We start from the raw sequence: 16,240 nt of genomic DNA, 5'->3' as shown, positions 1-16,240 counted from the left end.
GCCGCGGAGTTCCGTACGACGGCGTGCCGGTCCGGCACGCCGTCGTACGGTGTCGTCCTCCCCCCCGTACCGCCTTGGCGGCGGGTGTTACTTGATGGCCGTCAGCAGCGGCTCGATCTCGTCGATCGCGTAGGGGATCGACAGGACCGTGTTGAAGGAGAACGCCGCGCCGATGTCGGGGTCCTGGTACGGCACGAACAGGTCGCGCTTGTCCTGGTGGACCTTCAGGTTCTTGTAGAGCGGCTCGGCCTTGATCCGGTTGTTGGCGTCGGTGCTGGAGGTGACCCAGACAAGACGGTCGACGTCCAGGACGTTCAGCTTCTCGGCGCTGAGTTCGGCGACGTTCCAGCCCGGCTTGGCCAGCGTGTCGATCTCGGGCTTCAGCTTGAAGCCGAGCTCGGAGAAGAAGATCGACTTGGGGTCGGTCTTGGTGAACGCCGAGTACTTCCCGGCCTCGAAGCTGTCGGCGACGGCGAGGGTCTTCTGGGCGAACTGGGGGTTCTTGTCGCGGGCGGCCTTGAAGCGGGCGTCGATGCCGGCGATCAGCTTCTCGGTCTCGGCGTCCTTGCCCAGGGACTTGCCGATCTGACGGGTCATGACCTGCCAGGAGGCGCCGTAGTCGGGCAGCCCCTTGGGCTGGGCGACGACCTTGGTGAACTTGGAGAGCGTGTCGTACTGCTCCTTCTTCATCCCCGAGTACTGGGCGATCACGAGGTCCGGCTTCAGCGCCGCGATCTTCTCGATGTTGTACTCGTCACGCTCACCGACGATCTGAGGCTTCGTGGAGCCCCACTTGCCCTTGGTCCACGGCCACTTGCCGTACGGCTGCTCCTTGAACCAGTCGACCGCTCCGACCGGCTTCACACCGAGCGCCAGCACGGCGTCCTGATCCGAGAGCCCCAGCGTGACGACCCGCTTCGGCTCCTTGTCGATCGTCGTGCTGCCGTACTTGTGCTCCACCGTCACCGGGAAGGCGGCCGACGACGAGCCGGAGCTGGTCTCACCCGACGACGACTCCTTCTTCTCGCCGCCGCCCCCACAGGCGGCGAGAGTCAGCGCGGCGACTGTGGCGACAGCGACGCGTGGGACTTGTCTGATGAACCGCGTCAGAGCGGGGCGCGTAGAAGTGGACACGGGTGTTCCTTTCACGGGGATTTCACGGTGCGTGCCACGCCTGCCGGCACGACGTCGGTGCCGGGCGGGCCGGGCGAGTGGGGGGCAGGCCAGGGGCCCTGGGGCCGGGAGGCTTTAGCGGACGGAGCCGATGCCGTCGGCGACCGGTCGGGAGGCGCTCTGGTCGCGGCCCAGCCCCCGGTCGATGACCGATTGCAGGATCTCGCCGACCCTGATCGCGGTGTTGGAGAGCAGCGACGACGTGATGCCGTGGGTGTGCTCGGTGCCGCCCTGGAGGTAGATGCCGCAGCGCAGGGCGGGGTCGGTCGTGACGCGGTAGTCCCGTTCGACCCGTAGGCGGCCCTGCGCGTCGCGGCGGCAGCGCTCCCCCAGCTCGCCGAGGAGTCCGAGCGGATCGGCCGGGCTGTAGCCGGTGGCGAGGACGACGACGTCGGCGTCCAGCTCCTTCTCCTCCCCGGTGACCAGGGAGGTGACGCTGGCGCGGACCTTGCCGTCGGTCTCGGTGACGCCGGTGAGCCGCGAGACGTTGAGGAAGCGGAGCCGTTCGGTGCCGAGGACCTTCTCCTGGTACGCCTGGCGGTACAGGTCGTCGATCAGGTCGATGTCCACCACGGAGTAGTTGGTGTTGCCGTGGTAGTCCATCAGCCTGCGCTTGATGTCGTCGGGGGCCGTGAAGTACTCGTCGACGGCGGCCGGATCGAAGATGCGGTTGGCGAAGCTGCTGTCGTCGGCCGGGCTGTAGCCGTACCGCGAGAAGACGGCGCAGACCTCCGCGTCGGGGAAACGGCGGTGCAGGTAGGCCACGTTCTCGGCGGCGCTCTGGCCGGCGCCGACGACGATGAAGCGCTTGGGGTCGGCGCCCCGCAGGCCGTCCACCTTCGCGAGCAGGTCGGAGTTGTGCCAGACCCGGTCCGTCCGCTCCACGCCCTCCGGCATGAGGGGGCGCAGCCCGGTCCCGATGACCAGGTTCCTGGCGCGGTGGACCACCGTCTCGGACCCCGAACGGGCCGTCACATCAAGGTATTCCACCACTCCGTCGCGTACGACGGGCTCGACGGCGATGACCTCGTGGCCGTAGGAGACCATGTCGTCGACCTTCGCCGCCGCCCACTCGAAGTAGTCGTGGAACTCGACGCGGAGCGGGAAGAGGTTCTTGTGGTTGACGAAGTCGATCAGCCGGCCCTTGCTCTGCAGATAGCGCAGGAAGGTGTACTCGCTGGACGGGTTACGGAGCGTCACCAGGTCCTTGAGGAAGGAGACTTGCATCGTCGCGTCGTCGATCAGCATGCCGCGGTGCCAGCCGAAGCCGGACTGGCGCTCGAAGAAGTGGGCTGTGACCGCCTCTTGCCTCCCGACGCGCGTGTTGTGCTCGCTCAGCGCGATCGCCATGGCCACATTGGACGGCCCGAAGCCGATCCCTATGAGGTCATGAATCAAAGGTGCGTCGCCAGGAAGAGCCGGTGACATGTCACTCCCATCGTGCGGGACAGCCGCCTGTCAGGCGTGGAGGAAAGGAAGAGGACGCCGAGCCGCCGTTACCGCCGAGCAGCCGAACTTAGGTAAAGCTAACCTGACCTGCACCGACCTGTCGACCAGACAAAGCGGACATGAGCCAGACCATGAGTTCTGAACTGGCTTGAAATGAGCGCGCATTGCGTTGTTAGGTAAGCCTTGCTTTACTTGGCGCGATCATTCGCTCTTCCGAGGAGGAACCCCCATGCGGGTCGTCATGTTCGGTTACCAGACCTGGGGTCATCGCACCCTGCAAGCACTCCTGGACTCCGAACACGACGTGGTGACGGTCGTGACACACCCCAAGAGCGAGCACGCCTACGAGAAGATCTGGAGCGACTCGGTCGCCGACCTCGCCGAGGAGCACGGCGTCCCCGTCATCATCCGCAACCGGCCTGACGACGAAGAGCTGTTCGACCTCCTGAAGGCGGCCGACCCGGACATCATCGTGGCCAACAACTGGCGCACATGGATCCCGCCGCGCATCTACTCGCTGCCCCGCCACGGCACGCTGAACGTCCATGACTCGCTCCTGCCGAAGTACGCCGGCTTCTCCCCGCTGATCTGGGCGCTCATCAACGGCGAGCAGGAGGTGGGCGTCACGGCCCACATGATGGACGAGGTGCTCGACGCGGGCGACATCGTGGACCAGCGGGCGGTTCCGGTGGGCCCGAAGGACACGGCCACCGACCTGTTCCACAAGACCGTCGACCTCATCGCCCCGGTCACGATCGGCGCACTGGCCCGGATCGCCTCCGGGCAGACCGAGTTCACCAAGCAGGACCGCTCACAGGCCAGCTTCTTCCACAAGCGGTCCGAGGAGGACATCCGGATCAACTGGGACTGGCCGGCCGACGCCCTGGAGCGCCTGGTCCGCGCCCAGTCCGCACCGTACCCGAGCGCCTTCACCTTCCACCGCGGCAAGCGCCTGGAGATCCTGGCCGCCACCGTGTCGGAGGGACGTTACGGAGGCACGCCCGGCCGCATCTTCTACCGTGAGGGCGACGGCGTGGTCGTCGTCGCGGGCGCCGACGCGCGCACCGGCCGCAACCACGGCCTGGCCATCACGCGGGTGCGCACCGAGGACGGCCACGAGCTGCCCGCGGCCGAGTACTTCACCTTCATGGGCGGCTACCTCACCAACCGCGCCTGACCGCCGGGCCGTACGACCGGCATCAGACTCCGGCGTCCCCCAGACGGTCCTGGGGGACGCCGGCCCTTTTTCCGAATGACTAGGTTGGGTTCACCTAACTCGCACGGGAGCGACAGAGAACAGTGGAAGAGTCCGTCATCTCCGGGACCGCGCACGACGCTTCCGGAACGAGGTTCGCGTTATTCGGCATATCGAGCATGCCCACCGACTGGGCGAAGGTGTTCCGGACGCTGGCGAACGCCGATCTGACGATAGACACCGTCATGGGAGGCGGGGCCGCGGGTGTCCCGACCACCACGGAGACTGCGAACGCCCCTGAAGTGAAAGGGAGTTCGGCCGCCACGAAGTCCGGTCCGCCGCCCCTGAGCATGACACCCCCCAGCGTGCTCGACCTCAACGCCTATCTGATGTCCGCGATCGGCAAGGCCGCCCGCCGCCGGCTCAGCGACAGGCTGACCGCGCACAACCTGCGACTCTGGCACCTGACCGCGCTCGCGATGGTGGCCGATCTAGGCCCGCAGATGAAGACCGTCCTCGCCGCGCGCCTGGACATGAACGCCAGCGACCTGGTGAAGATCGTCAACGACCTGGTCAAGACGGGCCACCTCGCCTGCGACCGCGATCCGGAGGACCGGCGCCGGGTCGTCGTACGACTCACCCCGGAGGGCCGGTCCTTCCTGGCCCACCTCAGCGCGGACATCGCATCCACCGACGACGACATCCTGGCGCCCCTGAGCGTGGAGGAACGAGTGACGCTCGCCTCCCTCCTGCGCCGCGTCCACCACCACCTCGAACCGTAGCCGGGAGCGCGTACGACCAGTGGTCACCGGCCCGATGCGGCGGCGGTGAGCCGACGAGCGTCAGCCGATGGCCCGGATGATCTCCGAGCCGTACGCGTCGATCGTCGCCTCGCGGGCGTCGTGCATCGCGTACACCGCGAACTGGTCCACGCCCAGCTCGCGCAGCGCCTGGAGCTTGGCGATGTGCGCGGACGGTGGGCCGAGCAGGCAGAAGCGGTCGACGATCTCGTCGGGGACGAAAGCGGTGGAGGGGTTGTCGGCGCGGCCGTGGTGGCTGTAGTCGTAGCCCTCACGGGCCTTGATGTAGTCGGTGAGGGCCTCGGGGACCAGGCCGGAGTGTTCGCCGTAGCGGGAGACGAGGTCGGCGACGTGGTTGCCGACCATCCCGCCGAACCAGCGGCACTGCTCACGCGCGTGCGCGAGGTCGTCGCCGACATACGCCGGCGCGGCGACGCAGATCGTCACGGCGTCGGGGTCGCGGCCGGCCTCCTCGGCCGCCGTACGCACCGCCCTGACCATCCACTCGGTGAGGAAGGGATCGGCGAGCTGGAGGATGAAGCCGTCGGCCTTCTGCCCGGCGAGGGCCAGCGCCTTCGGCCCGTACGCCGCCATCCACACCGGGAGCTTCCCGTTCTTCACCCACGGGATGCGGATCGGGTTGCCGTCCACGACCGCTTCCCGGCCCTCGGCGAGGTCCCGGATGACGCCGATGGCCTCGCCGAGCCGGGCGAGTGTGTTGGGCTTGCGGCCGGCGACCCGCATCGCGGAGTCGCCGCGGCCGATGCCGCACACGGTGCGGTTGCCGTACATGTCGTTGAGGGTGGCGAAGGTGGAGGCGGTCACCTCCCAGGTGCGGGTACCAGGGTTGGTGACCATCGGGCCGACGGTCAGCTTCGTGGTGTGCTCCAGGATCCGGCTGTAGATGACGAAGGGTTCCTGCCAGAGCACGGCCGAGTCGAACGTCCAGCCGTAGCGGAAGCCGTTGCGTTCCGCGCGCCGCATCAGCCCGACGACCTCGGAGGCCGGAGGGTCGGTCTGCAGGACGAGTCCGAAGTCCACGTCGGGGACCTCCTAGTTCAGGTACTGACAGGTGGAACGGGGGGTGAAGCAGCCGTGACCGGGGCGGCCGGTGAACTGCCGCCGTTCGATGACGGGTTCACCGCGCGACAGGACGGTCTCGACCTGGCCGGTGACCGTCCGGCCCTCGTACGCCGAGTAGTCGACGTTCATGTGGTGCGTGGCGGCGGAGAGGGTCTGGGTGGCGTGCGGGTCGTAGATGACGACGTCGGCGTCCGCGCCGGGCGCGATCGTCCCCTTCTGCGGATACAGGCCGAACATCCGGGCCGGGGTGGCGCAGGCGATCTCGATCCAGCGGCGACGCCCGATGTGGCCGTCGACGACGGCCTGATGGAGTAGGTCCATCCGGTTCTCCACCCCGGGCAGCCCGTTGGGGATCTTGGAGAAGTCGCCGCGGCCCAGCTCCTTCTGGCCCACGAAGCAGAAGGGGCAGTGGTCGGTGGAGACGACCTGGAGGTCGTTGGTGCGCAGGCCCCGCCACAGCGCCGCCTGGTGCTCGCGCGGACGCAGCGGTGTGGAGCACACGTACTTGGCGCCTTCGAAGCCCGGCTCAGCGAGGTTGTCCGTCGACAGGAACAGATACTGCGGGCAGGTCTCGCCGAAGACGGGCAGGCCTTTGTCGCGGGCGGCGGCGAGCTCGGCGACGGCCTCCTCGGCGGAGACGTGGACGACGTAGAGCGGGGCGCCGGCGACCCGGGCGAGCTGGATGGCCCGGTGCGTCGCCTCGGCCTCCAGCAGGACCTTGCGGACCTCGCCGTGGTAGCGGGGGTCGGTCTCACCACGAGCCAGGGCCTGCTCGACGAGGACATCGATGGCGATGCCGTTCTCGGCGTGCATCATGATCAGCCCGCCGTTGACGGCGGAGCGCTGCATGGCCCGCAGGATCTGCCCGTCGTCGCTGTAGAAGACGCCGGGGTAGGCCATGAAGAGCTTGAAGGAGGTGATGCCCTCCTCGACGAGCAGGTCCATCTCCTTGAGCGAGGACTCGTTGACGTCGGAGAGGATCATGTGGAAGCCGTAGTCGACGGCGCACTTGCCGTCCGCCTTCGCGTACCAGGCGTCGAGTCCTTCGCGCACCGAGTGGCCCACGCTCTGCACCGCGAAGTCGACGATGGTGGTGGTGCCGCCCCAGACGGCGGCGATGGTGCCGGTCTCGAAGGTGTCGGAGGCGTAGGTGCCGCCGAAGGGCAGTTCCATGTGGGTGTGGGCGTCGACGCCGCCCGGGATGACGTACTTGTCGGTGGCGTCGATGGTCCGCGCGGCCGTCCAGCTCTCGGCCACGGCGGAGCCGTGGGTGGCGAGCGCGGCGATGCGGCCGTCCTCGATCAGGACGTCGGCGTGGAGTTCGTCGGCGGCGGTGATGACGAGTCCGCCGCGGATGAGGGTACGGGTGGTCATGGGTGACTCCCCTGTCGGATGGGGACTAGACGGCGCGCAGGGCCTCTTCGAGGATCGCGGCGCCCTCCTCCGCCTCGGCGACGGTGAGGGTCAGGGGCGGGGCGATGCGCAGTGCGGTGGTGTGGTGTCCGCCGCCCTTGCCGATGAGGAGCCCGCCTTCGCGGGCGGCCTCCAGGACGGCACCGGCCGCGTCGGGGTCGGGTTCGTCGGTGCCGGGCCGGGTCAGCTCGATGCCGATCATCAGGCCCCGGCCGCGTACTTCCCGTACATGGTCCATGCCTGCGGTGATGGCGCGCAGCCGCTCCATGAGCAGGCCACCGACGCGGCGGGCGTTGCCCTGGAGGTCATGTTCCTGGAGGTACGTGAGGTTGGCGAGGCCGGCCGCCATGGTGACCGGGGAGCCGCCGAAGGTGGAGATCGAGTTCGCGTCCAGGCAGTTCATGATCTCGGCGCCGGCCACGACGCCGCCGATGGACATGCCGTTGCCGATGCCCTTGGCGAAGGTGAGGATGTCGGGCGGGCCGTTCTCGGCGTGTGCCTGCCAGCCCCAGAAGTGGTCGCCGGTGCGGCCCCAGCCGGTCTGCACCTCGTCGGCGATCCACAGGATGCCGTGCCGGTCGAGGACTTCGCGGAAGGCCGCGTAGAGCCCGTCGGGCGGGGAGGTGAAGCCGCCGACGCCCTGGACGGGTTCGGCGATCAGTGCGGCGATGTCGCGGGTGTGGCCGATCAGGTCCTCCAGATCGGCGACGCAGGCGTCGATGAAGCGCTCGTCGGTGTACTGCGCGTAGGGGCCGCGGGTGCGCACGCCGCCGTGGACGTAGAGGGTCTGGAGCGGGGAGAGGCTGGTCGGGGACCAGGCGCGGTTGCCGGTGATGCCGACGGCGGAGAAGGAGCGGCCGTGGTAGCTGTTGCGCATCGCCAGGATCTGGTTGGAGCGGCGGTAGGCGGTGGCCAGGAGCAGGGCGGTGTCGTTGGCCTCGGTGCCGGAGGTGGTGAAGAAGACCCGGGCGTCGGGAATGCCGGAGAGGGCGGCGACGCGTTCGGCGAGCTCGACCATGGGGCGGTTGAGGTAGAGCGTGGAGGAGTGGATGATCCGCCCGGCCTGCTCGGAGACGGCCTTGGTGACCTCGGGCAGGGCGTGGGCGGTCATGGTGGTGAGGATGCCGCCGAAGAAGTCGAGGTACTTCTTGCCGTCGGCGTCCCAGACGTGCCGGCCCTCGCCGTGGGTGATCTCGATGGGGTGGCGGTAGTAGAGGGCGACCCAGTCGGGGATGACGGCGCGGTGGCGCTCGAAGAGGCTGCTCATGGCTGCACCAGCCCGTCGTAGGCGTCGGGCCGTCGGTCGCGGTAGAAGGCCCACTGCTGCCGTACGTCCTCGATCAGCCCGAAGTCGAGGTCGCGGATGAGGAGTTCCTCCTCCTTGTCGGAGGCGACCTCGCCGACGAACTGGCCGCGCGGGTCGACGAAGTAGCTGGTGCCGTAGAAGTCGTTGTCGCCGTACTCCTCCTGGCCGACGCGGTTGATGGCGGCGACGAAGTACTCGTTGGCGACGGCGGCCGCGGGCTGCTCCAGCTGCCAGAGGTAGGCGGACAGGCCCCGTGAGGTGGCGGACGGGTTGTACACCAACTGCGCACCGTTGAGGCCGAGTTGGCGCCACCCTTCGGGGAAGTGCCGGTCGTAGCAGATGTAGACGCCGACCTTGCCGACGGCCGTGTCGAAGACGGGCCAGCCGGCGTTGCCGGGCCTGAAGTAGTACTTCTCCCAGAACCCCTTGACCTGGGGGATGTGGTGCTTGCGGTACTTGCCGAGGTACGTGCCGTCGGCGTCGATGACGGCGGCGGTGTTGTAGTAGAAGCCCGCGCCCTCGATCTCGAAGACGGGGACGACGATCACCATGCCGGTCTCGCGGGCGAGCTCGCGCATCCGGGTCACGGTCGGTCCGTCCGGGACGGGCTCGGCCCAGCGGTACTGCTCGGGCTCCTGGACCTGGCAGAAGTAGGGGGCGTTGAAGACCTCTTGGAAACCGATGACCTTGGCGCCCCGGCGGGCCGCCTCGCGGGCGTGCTCCTCATGTTTGGCGATCATGGATTCGGTGTCGCCGGTCCAGGTCGCCTGGACGAGGGCGGCGCGTACGACGTTGGCCATGAGCTGCTCCTTCGGCACGGCGTCGATGAGCCTCTACGCACGTAGACGCGGGTGCGTAGGAGGAGAACGTAAGCCCCGTCACACCCCGGAGCAAGACCGCCGCCGGGAACCAGCGCAGTCGATCATGTTTCATACCCGAGTGGTCCACATCGGACACGCACCGACAGGTACAGGCACGTCAGCCGCCGACCAGACCCCTGGCGCGCAGGGCGTGGACGAGGTCGCGCTCCCGCGCCGGGGACACCGCGCGGGCGGCGTCGAGCAGTTGCGGTACGAGCCGGTGCGGATCGGCGGCGGCGAGGTGCGCGGCGTCCTCGGCGGACCGCGCCTGGACGACGGCGGTGAGCAGGAGGCGGGCTTCGCGGGAACGGCCGCCGGTGTCCAGACAGAGGGCGGCCGCGGCGATCTCGTCGGGGGGCCTGGCGACCCCCTGGCGCAGCAACTGCCCGCAGTCGTCGGCCCGTCCGGCGGCCGCGAGCGCTCCGGCGGCCGCGGCGAACCGCTCCGGCGGCAGCGAGGACGCCTCCCACAGCAGGGTGGCCCAGTCGGCGCCGAGCCCCGCGCGGTGCAGCTCATTTGCGAGCGGTGCCAGGGTGCCGGGCGGCCGGGCGGCGGCCTCGCACAGCAGGACGTGCGCCTCTCCGCCGCGCCCTTCGGCCCGTAGCCGCCGCAGCGCGTCGACGGTCTGGGCGGCAGCCTCGCGGTCCTCCGGCGAGGGGCGGTCCTCCAGCGTGGGAGGCGCCGGCTCGGGCCGCGCCTCCTCGGCGCCGCCGTACCGCGCCCCGCGCGGCGCGCCCCTGCCGACCGGGACCGCCACCCCCTGCCCGGCGGCGGGCGCCTCACCCTCCTCGATCCCGGCGTACCGGGCGCCCCGGGGGCGGCGAGGAGCGGTGAGACGGCTCCGGCCCCATCGGCCACGCCCCTGGGCACCGGGCCGCGGGCCGTCGGCGCCGGTGGCGGGGCGGTCCGGTCCGGCGAGCTGCTCCCCCGGGCGGGGCGGCGGGCCGCCGGGAGCGGGGTGATCCGCACTGGACGGGGCCCGGTCGGAGGGAGCCAGGTCGAACGCAGCCCGATCCGACGCAGCCTGGCCGGACAGAGCTGGGCCGATGTGCCGGCCCATCGCCGGCTCGGCCGATGAGCGGTCCAGGGCCGTCAGGCGGGAGCGGAGCTCGGCGACGCGGGCGGTGGCGCGGGCCTGGTCGTCGTGGGCCCAGGCGAGGTCATGGGTGAGGCCCGTCGTGTCGGCGTCCCGGACGGCCGCGGCGAGCAGAGCCTCCAGCTCCCCGGCGCGGCGCTCGGCCCGGTCGCGCTCGCCTTCCATCAGCGTGAGCCGCTCCCCCAGCGCGGCACGGCCGCCGGGGCGCCGGTCGTGTACGGCCGCGGCCTCGGCGTGCAGCGCCCGGGCCCGTACCCGCCAGGCGGCCACCTCGCTCTCGTCGCGCAGGCCGGCGAGGTCCTGGAGCAGCGCCTCGACCACGTCCCACGGCAGGATCTCGACGCCGTCGAAGCAGGCCCGCAGACCCTGCGGATCGCGCGCGGCGAACACGCCGTACCAGCCGCTCGCCGGGTCGAGCAGGCCCGCCAGCCCCCGCAACAGCCGTCCGAACTCCTCGATACCTGCCGGGAGTTGATGCTCCGTCATCCTGCCCCTGCCCGCCTGCCTCGCCGAAGCCGTCCACCGTCCCACGCCGTCCCCCGACGCAGGCATTGCACCGCAGGCGTGTTACGCCACGGCTACGGGGAGTTTTCCGGCGCGGCGCGGAGTCAGAACGTCACGGCGATGCCGGTGTGCGGGCGCTTGCCGCGGCGGGCGATCGTCGCGGGGATGTCGACGAGCCAGAACTGCCAGGTGTACTTGCGCAGCAGCAGCCTGCGCAGGGCCCGCATCTCCGAGGCCGCCATGAGCCTCGCGGTGCCCTCAGCACTCGGCGCCCCGGGCGCGGTCCGGCCGCGCGCGTCGCAGGGGGTGACCACGACCCGGGGGTCGTTCCGCAGGCGCTTGACCTTCCAGGAGTCGGAGCGGGTCCAGACGACCAGTTCCTCACCGTCCAGCGCGAACCACACGGGGGTGGCGACGGGCGTGCCGTCCTTGCGGTAGGTGGTGAGACTGACATAGCGGCCGCGCCGCAGTTCCTCGGTCGTCATGGCCGGAGCCTACTCACCGGCTCCGTACGCCTCGCGCGCCCGGGTCACGTCGGGGTGGTGCTCGCGGGCCCAGGCGCAGGCGGTGTCCAGCGGGCCGAGGAGGGAGCGGCCGAGCGGGGTGAGGGTGTAGTCGACGCGGGGCGGATTCTCGCCGTGGTCGGTGCGGACGACGAAGCCGTTGCGCTCCATGGAGCGCAGGGTCTCGGTGAGCACCTTCGGGGTGATCCAGTGCAGCGGGACGCGCAGTTCGGAGAAGCGGCGCGGGGTGCCGTCCTCCAGGCAGCGCAGGACCATGCCGGTCCATTTGTCGCCCACCCGGAAGGGCTGCGCGCTCCCTTCGCAGCCGGGGTCGGCGAACATCGCCGGGCTCAACGGGTCGCTCATGCGTACGACGCTAGTCCAGTACCGTTGAAGTAACCAGGCACCCCCGTCCTACGGTCGCGCCATGAACGACAACACCCACGAGATCAAAGACGTCATCGTCTTCGGCGCGGGCGGACGGGTCGGCCGGGCGGCCGTCGCGGAGGCGGTGGCCCGTGGCCGCCGGGTCACGGCGGTGGTCCGCGACCCCGCGAAGTACCCGGACCTCGGCGGCCCCGGAGTCGACGTCGTGGCGGGCGATGTGACCGACGCCGCGTCCGTGGCCACGCTGGCCGCCGGTCATGGCGCGGCGCTCAACGCGTCCGCGCGGCTCGACATCCCGTCGAGGGAGCATTTCACCGCCGGGGCGCGGGCCTTGACCGAGGGACTGGGGCGGGCGGGCGTACGGCGGCTGGTGACGCTGGGCATCGCGACCACCCTGGAGACGGCACCCGGGGTGCGGCTGATGGACGCGCCCGAATTCCCCGAGGCGTGGCGGGCATTCGCGCAGGGGCATGTGGACGAGTTCGCGCTGCTGTCCACCGCGGGCCCGGAGCTGGACTGGCTGATGGTGGTGCCGCCACTGGATCTGAGCGCGGACGCGGCGCGCACCGGCGGGTACCGGACGGCGGTCGGTACGGTCCTCGACGGGCCGGGGCGAATCGGGCACGCCGATCTCGCGCTCGCGCTCCTCGACGAGCTCGAGCGCCCCCGGCACAGCCGGGTGCAGCTGGCGGTCTCCCTCTAGCTCTTCCTCTAGAGGGGCTGGAGGGACGCCCGTACGACCAGCTCGTCCATGGACAGGCCGAGGACCCCCGCCAACGCCGCGACGGTGAAGAAGGCCGGCGTCGGGGCCCGGCCCGTCTCGATCTTGCGGAGGGTCTCGGCGGACAGTCCGGCGGCCGCGGCGACCTCGACCATGCTGCGGGCGCCGCGCGCCTCGCGGAGCAGGGCGCCGAGGCGCTCGCCGCGTTCGCGCTCTTCGGGGGTGAGGGGGGTACGAACCATGTCCACCATTCTAATACCGGTATAGTAATTGGCATGGTGGAGATCAAAACGAATGAGTCCCTGGAGTTGATGCGGGCCGCAGGCCGGGTCGTCGCCGAGGCGCTGGAAGCGGCACGGAAGGCCGCGGCACCCGGCGTCACCCCGCGCGCGCTGGACACGGCGGCGCGCGAGGTGCTGTCCGCGGCGGGCGCGGGGTCGCCCTTCCTCGGCTACCGCCCGCAGTGGGCGCCGGTGCCGTTCCCCGCCACGGTCTGCGTCTCCGTCAACGACGCGATCGTGCACGGCATCCCGGGCGAGGAGCCGCTGCGCGACGGCGATCTGGTCAGCGTCGACTGCGGCGCCGTACTGAAGGGGTGGGTCGGTGACGCGGCGGTCAGCTTCACGGTGGGCCGGGCGCGGCCCGAGGACACCCGGCTGATCGAGACCGCGGAGGCCGCGCTGGCGGCGGGGATCGCCGCGGCGGTCGTCGGCAACCGGATCGGGGACATCGCGCATGCCGTCGGCCGGGTCTGCCGCGGCGCGGGCTACGGCATCCCGGACGGCTTCGGCGGCCACGGCATCGGCCGCACCATGCACGAGGACCCGGGCGTCCCCAACGAAGGACGCCCGGGCCGGGGCATGGTGCTGCGCCACGGCATGGTGCTCGCGATCGAGCCGATGCTGATCGCGGGCGGCGGCGACGAGCACTACACCGCCCGCGACGGCTGGACGATCCGCACCCTGGACGGCAGCCGCGCGACCCACGCGGAACACACGGTGGCCGTCACCGACGCGGGCCCACGGATCCTGACGTCGCTGTAGCGGCGCGCATGCCCGCCGACCGGCACGGCGGCGGGCAGCGGGCGCGGCCTACTGCCGCCCACCCGCACCACGGATCCGACGTTGTCCTAAGGCCTGCCTGATAATTGATCTTGTGGCAGGTCGAGGTGAGTTGACGGAGGCGGCGTGGGAGTGGATAGAGCCCTTGTTGCCGCAGGTGGATGGGCGTGGTCGGCCGTGGCGTGATCACCGGCAGGTGGTCAATGGTGTGCTGTGGCGGTTGCGGACCGGGGCTCCGTGGCGTGACCTGCCCGAGCGGTATGGGCCGTGGCAGACCGTCTGGTCGTACGCCGCCGCAGACGACCACGGAGTCGTCGAATCCGGGATGAAGAGTGACATGGCGGCTCTTGGTGCTCCTGGTGCTTCTGGTGCGCGGATGGCGGAACACACCAGTCGATACCCCCCCAGGGCGCGCCGCGCACGCCCCGGACGGCCGTGTGTCAGCTCGGGCGCTCGTAGTTGGTCAGGACGCAGCCCTCGACCTGGGCCTTCTCCAGCCGGTAGCCGGCCGGCGCGGTGAAGCCGGTCTCGCAGTTCAGGTAGAGGAACTGGAGCTGGTACAGCCCGCGGCGGATGCTCTCGTTGTTGGTCTCGACGGCGATGTTCGTGCCGACCAGCAGCTTGCTCGCGGTGGCCTTGAGCCGTCCGTCGTCCTTCAGGTCGGCCAGCTGCGCCGCCTTGGCCTTGATCTGGAGGGTCTTCATGTCGGAGACGGTGTCCAGCCAGTTCAGGTTGTGTGCGCGCCGCTCCCCGCCGAGCTCGCCGCAGACGGCCCGCTGCTTGACGCCCCAGGAGCGCGGGCTGCCGTCGACGACCGGCATGTAGTCGATCGACTGGACCGGTTCGTCGGTGACGGTCATCTTCGTGCAGTCGACCGTGTGCGGGCTGACCATCTTCTTCAGCTCGTCGAGGCTGCCCGCGCTCGGCAGCCCCTGGCCCCCGGCGCCCGGCCGGCCCGGCTCCGCGCTGCCCTCGGTGGAGGGGTCGCGGACCGCCCCGCGGTGGGGGCTGCCCTGGCCGTCGGGGCTGTTGACGTAGTCGGTGAGGAAGCACCCCTCGACCAGGGCCTTCTCCTTCTTGAAGCCCTCCGGTACGTAGAGGTCGGGGTTGCAGCTCAGGATGCGCAGGTCGGAGTTGGGCGGGTCGACCAGGGACACGGCGGTGGCGGTCTTGAGCGCGGTCAGCGCGAAGGTCGGGCCCACGACCGTGCGGCTGGCGCGGTCGGTTTCGACGCGGCCCTCGGCGATCAGCTTCGCGGCGTTGTCCTTGGCGGCCTGTTGGAAGGCCTTCATGTCCGGCGTCAGGAAGAGGACGATCTCGCCCCGCGCCTTCTTGTCCGTGCAGACACCGCGTTCCGTGATGCCCCAGTCCCCGGCGCCGATGAACCCGCTGAGCGGCACCCGGCGGTCGTTCGGGTCGGTGCTCAGGTTCTCGCAGGACGTGTACTTCTGTACGTGGGCCTGCGCCCCGGCCAGCGTGGCGGGCGCGGGGCCGGCGGCCGGCGGGGAGGCCTGGCCGGAGGCCGTGGCGGCCGCGGCGGGGCTCTGGGCCGGCGTGCCGTTCTTCTTGGGGTCCTCGCAGGCGGTGGCGAGGGTGGTGAGCGCGGCGAGGGCCGCGGTCGCGGCGGATATCCGCTGGAGGCGCATGGGTGTCTTCCGTCGGCTGGACACGGCACGGGGGGATGGCGTGCCCATGCTAAGGCCTGGTCTGACAATTGATCTTGTGGCAGGTCGAGGTGAGTTGACGGAGGCGGCGTGGGAGTGGATAGAGCCCTTGTTGCCGCAGGTGGATGGGCGTGGTCGGCCGTGGCGTGATCACCGGCAGGTGGTCAATGGTGTGCTGTGGCGGTTGCGGACCGGGGCTCCGTGGCGTGACCTGCCCGAGCGGTATGGGCCGTGGCAGACCGTCTATGAGCGGTTTGCCCGCTGGGAGGCGGACGGCACGTGGGCAAGGCTGTTGGAGCATGTGCAGGTCCGCGACGACACGGAGGGCCGGGTGGAGTGGACCGTCGCCGTCGACTCCACGATCAACCGTGCTCACCAGCACGCCGCCGGCGCACGTAAAAGGGGGCTGCGGACGGGGACGAACTGGAAGATCCGGGCCGCTCGCAGACGCGCCAGGCCCTCGGCCGGTCCCGAGGCGGGCTGACCACCAAGGTCCACCTCGCCGTCGACGGCCGGGGACTGCCGCTGTCCATCGTGCTCACGCCCGGCAACGTCAACGACGCCACCGCATTCGGCCAGGTCCTCGACGGGATCCGCGTTCCGCGAGCCGACACCGGCCGCCCACGCACGAAACCGACCCGAGTCCTGGGCGACAAGGCCTACTCCAGCCGAGCGATCCGGCACCTGCTGCGGCGTCGGGGCATCGCCGTCACGATCCCCGAGCGCCGCGACCAAACAGTCAACCGCCGACGCCGAGGGCGCCTCGGCGGCCGACCGCCCGCCTTTGACAAGGAGCTCTACCGCGACCGCAACGTGGTCGAACGATGCTTCGCACGCCTCAAGCAGTTCCGCGCGATCGCGACGAGATTCGACAAGGTTGCCGACCGCTACCGTGCCGGCGTCGTCCTGGCCTCGCTGATCCTCTGGCTCCGCGAACCAGCCCGTGATCATTTGTCAGACACTGCCTAGCGGCGCTTCACGGCCGCCGCCACAGCCGCGGCCCGGTACGGCCCGGACCCGGCCCC

The 16,240-nt window shown here is 70.5% G+C and carries 16 protein-coding genes and 1 pseudogene; 6 read left to right on the top strand and 11 right to left on the bottom strand.

Features of this window, described 5'->3' with window-relative positions:
* Nucleotides 1-87 precede the first annotated feature (87 nt).
* Together ACZ7LT_RS13230 and ACZ7LT_RS13225 are read right to left on the bottom strand one after the other, a co-directional pair.
* Nucleotides 88-1,134: an iron-siderophore ABC transporter substrate-binding protein gene (locus ACZ7LT_RS13230; protein ID WP_471236106.1), complete on the bottom strand. Its 1,047-nt coding sequence runs from the start codon at nucleotides 1,132-1,134 to the stop codon at nucleotides 88-90.
* A gap of 114 nt (nucleotides 1,135-1,248) precedes the next feature.
* Nucleotides 1,249-2,601: a lysine N(6)-hydroxylase/L-ornithine N(5)-oxygenase family protein gene (locus tag ACZ7LT_RS13225; protein WP_471236105.1), complete on the bottom strand. Its 1,353-nt coding sequence runs from the start codon at nucleotides 2,599-2,601 to the stop codon at nucleotides 1,249-1,251.
* Nucleotides 2,602-2,851: 250 nt separating this feature from the next.
* On the opposite strand from ACZ7LT_RS13225, the gene ACZ7LT_RS13220 reads away from it, so the two are divergent.
* Together ACZ7LT_RS13220 and ACZ7LT_RS13215 are read left to right on the top strand one after the other, a co-directional pair.
* Nucleotides 2,852-3,799, top strand: a complete 948-nt coding sequence (locus ACZ7LT_RS13220) for a methionyl-tRNA formyltransferase (protein WP_471236104.1) — start codon at nucleotides 2,852-2,854, stop codon at nucleotides 3,797-3,799.
* 368 nt (nucleotides 3,800-4,167) lie between these two features.
* Nucleotides 4,168-4,599, top strand: coding sequence for a MarR family winged helix-turn-helix transcriptional regulator (locus tag ACZ7LT_RS13215; RefSeq protein ID WP_471236103.1), 432 nt, complete (start codon nucleotides 4,168-4,170; stop codon nucleotides 4,597-4,599).
* Between the two features lie 60 nt (nucleotides 4,600-4,659).
* On the opposite strand, the gene ACZ7LT_RS13210 is transcribed toward ACZ7LT_RS13215, so the two are convergent.
* The 7 genes from ACZ7LT_RS13210 to ACZ7LT_RS13180 form a co-directional block, all read right to left on the bottom strand.
* Nucleotides 4,660-5,658, bottom strand: coding sequence for a TIGR03842 family LLM class F420-dependent oxidoreductase (locus ACZ7LT_RS13210; protein WP_471236102.1), 999 nt, complete (start codon nucleotides 5,656-5,658; stop codon nucleotides 4,660-4,662).
* 12 nt (nucleotides 5,659-5,670) lie between these two features.
* The gene (hydA, locus tag ACZ7LT_RS13205) at nucleotides 5,671-7,074 is read right to left on the bottom strand and encodes a dihydropyrimidinase (RefSeq protein WP_471236101.1); all 1,404 of its coding nucleotides are present in this window, start codon (nucleotides 7,072-7,074) and stop codon (nucleotides 5,671-5,673) included.
* Nucleotides 7,075-7,099: 25 nt separating this feature from the next.
* Entirely contained in the window at nucleotides 7,100-8,380 is a 1,281-nt protein-coding gene (locus ACZ7LT_RS13200) for an aspartate aminotransferase family protein (RefSeq protein WP_471236100.1), read from the bottom strand.
* Nucleotides 8,377-9,219 carry a nitrilase-related carbon-nitrogen hydrolase gene (locus ACZ7LT_RS13195; protein WP_471236099.1) on the bottom strand — a complete coding sequence of 281 codons (843 nt, stop codon included), beginning with the start codon at nucleotides 9,217-9,219 and terminating at the stop codon, nucleotides 8,377-8,379. The genes ACZ7LT_RS13200 and ACZ7LT_RS13195 overlap by 4 nt, the downstream gene beginning before the upstream one ends.
* Nucleotides 9,220-9,397: 178 nt before the next feature.
* A complete protein-coding gene (locus tag ACZ7LT_RS13190) occupies nucleotides 9,398-10,861 on the bottom strand; it encodes a UL36 very large tegument protein (protein WP_471236098.1) in 1,464 nt (487 codons plus the stop codon).
* Between the two features lie 122 nt (nucleotides 10,862-10,983).
* A complete protein-coding gene (locus ACZ7LT_RS13185; protein WP_471236097.1) occupies nucleotides 10,984-11,364 on the bottom strand; it encodes a PPOX class F420-dependent oxidoreductase in 381 nt (126 codons plus the stop codon).
* A 9-nt stretch (nucleotides 11,365-11,373) separates the two neighbouring features.
* Nucleotides 11,374-11,748 (bottom strand): winged helix-turn-helix transcriptional regulator, encoded by a 375-nt coding sequence (locus ACZ7LT_RS13180; RefSeq protein WP_471236096.1) that lies wholly within the window; start codon nucleotides 11,746-11,748, stop codon nucleotides 11,374-11,376.
* 61 nt (nucleotides 11,749-11,809) lie between these two features.
* On the opposite strand from ACZ7LT_RS13180, the gene ACZ7LT_RS13175 reads away from it, so the two are divergent.
* Nucleotides 11,810-12,472, top strand: a complete 663-nt coding sequence (locus ACZ7LT_RS13175; RefSeq protein ID WP_471236095.1) for an NAD(P)-dependent oxidoreductase — start codon at nucleotides 11,810-11,812, stop codon at nucleotides 12,470-12,472.
* A gap of 8 nt (nucleotides 12,473-12,480) precedes the next feature.
* Here the strand turns inward: ACZ7LT_RS13175 and ACZ7LT_RS13170 are convergent, their stop codons facing one another.
* The gene (locus ACZ7LT_RS13170) at nucleotides 12,481-12,732 is read right to left on the bottom strand and encodes a helix-turn-helix domain-containing protein (RefSeq protein ID WP_471236094.1); all 252 of its coding nucleotides are present in this window, start codon (nucleotides 12,730-12,732) and stop codon (nucleotides 12,481-12,483) included.
* Between the two features lie 33 nt (nucleotides 12,733-12,765).
* Here ACZ7LT_RS13170 and map point away from each other — a divergent pair, with 33 nt between their 5' ends.
* Nucleotides 12,766-13,533, top strand: a complete 768-nt coding sequence (gene map / locus ACZ7LT_RS13165; RefSeq protein ID WP_471236093.1) for a type I methionyl aminopeptidase — start codon at nucleotides 12,766-12,768, stop codon at nucleotides 13,531-13,533.
* 112 nt (nucleotides 13,534-13,645) lie between these two features.
* A pseudogene (locus ACZ7LT_RS13160) lies at nucleotides 13,646-13,834 on the top strand (transposase); the annotation flags it as partial.
* A 157-nt stretch (nucleotides 13,835-13,991) separates the two neighbouring features.
* Here the strand turns inward: ACZ7LT_RS13160 and ACZ7LT_RS13155 are convergent.
* The gene (locus tag ACZ7LT_RS13155; protein ID WP_471236092.1) at nucleotides 13,992-15,197 is read right to left on the bottom strand and encodes a hypothetical protein; all 1,206 of its coding nucleotides are present in this window, start codon (nucleotides 15,195-15,197) and stop codon (nucleotides 13,992-13,994) included.
* 76 nt (nucleotides 15,198-15,273) lie between these two features.
* Between ACZ7LT_RS13155 and ACZ7LT_RS13150 the strand changes: the two genes are divergently transcribed.
* Nucleotides 15,274-16,184, top strand: a protein-coding gene (locus ACZ7LT_RS13150) for an IS5 family transposase (RefSeq protein ID WP_471236091.1) whose coding sequence is annotated in 2 segments (ribosomal slippage) — nucleotides 15,274-15,613 and nucleotides 15,613-16,184 — 912 coding nt in all. Because the reading frame shifts where the segments join, the coding sequence is not laid out codon by codon here.
* The last annotated feature ends 56 nt before the right edge of the window (nucleotides 16,185-16,240 follow it).

This window comes from Streptomyces sp. NPDC039465 (assembly GCF_055639315.1).
This window is presented reverse-complemented; position numbering and strand designations above follow the sequence as displayed.

Bases quoted from the DNA above. Each gene is read 5' to 3' on its own strand.
- ACZ7LT_RS13200 (WP_471236100.1), bottom strand. From the start codon at position 8,380: ATGAGCAGCCTCTTCGAGCGCCACCGCGCCGTCATCCCCGACTGGGTC.
- ACZ7LT_RS13155 (WP_471236092.1), bottom strand. From the start codon at position 15,197: ATGCGCCTCCAGCGGATATCCGCCGCGACCGCGGCCCTCGCCGCGCTC.
- ACZ7LT_RS13185 (WP_471236097.1), bottom strand. From the start codon at position 11,364: ATGACGACCGAGGAACTGCGGCGCGGCCGCTATGTCAGTCTCACCACC.
- ACZ7LT_RS13215 (WP_471236103.1), top strand. From the start codon at position 4,168: ATGACACCCCCCAGCGTGCTCGACCTCAACGCCTATCTGATGTCCGCG.
- ACZ7LT_RS13190 (WP_471236098.1), bottom strand. From the start codon at position 10,861: ATGACGGAGCATCAACTCCCGGCAGGTATCGAGGAGTTCGGACGGCTG.
- ACZ7LT_RS13170 (WP_471236094.1), bottom strand. From the start codon at position 12,732: ATGGTTCGTACCCCCCTCACCCCCGAAGAGCGCGAACGCGGCGAGCGC.
- ACZ7LT_RS13195 (WP_471236099.1), bottom strand. From the start codon at position 9,219: ATGGCCAACGTCGTACGCGCCGCCCTCGTCCAGGCGACCTGGACCGGC.
- ACZ7LT_RS13220 (WP_471236104.1), top strand. From the start codon at position 2,852: ATGCGGGTCGTCATGTTCGGTTACCAGACCTGGGGTCATCGCACCCTG.
- ACZ7LT_RS13175 (WP_471236095.1), top strand. From the start codon at position 11,810: ATGAACGACAACACCCACGAGATCAAAGACGTCATCGTCTTCGGCGCG.
- map (WP_471236093.1), top strand. From the start codon at position 12,766: ATGGTGGAGATCAAAACGAATGAGTCCCTGGAGTTGATGCGGGCCGCA.
- ACZ7LT_RS13225 (WP_471236105.1), bottom strand. From the start codon at position 2,601: ATGTCACCGGCTCTTCCTGGCGACGCACCTTTGATTCATGACCTCATA.
- hydA (WP_471236101.1), bottom strand. From the start codon at position 7,074: ATGACCACCCGTACCCTCATCCGCGGCGGACTCGTCATCACCGCCGCC.
- ACZ7LT_RS13180 (WP_471236096.1), bottom strand. From the start codon at position 11,748: ATGAGCGACCCGTTGAGCCCGGCGATGTTCGCCGACCCCGGCTGCGAA.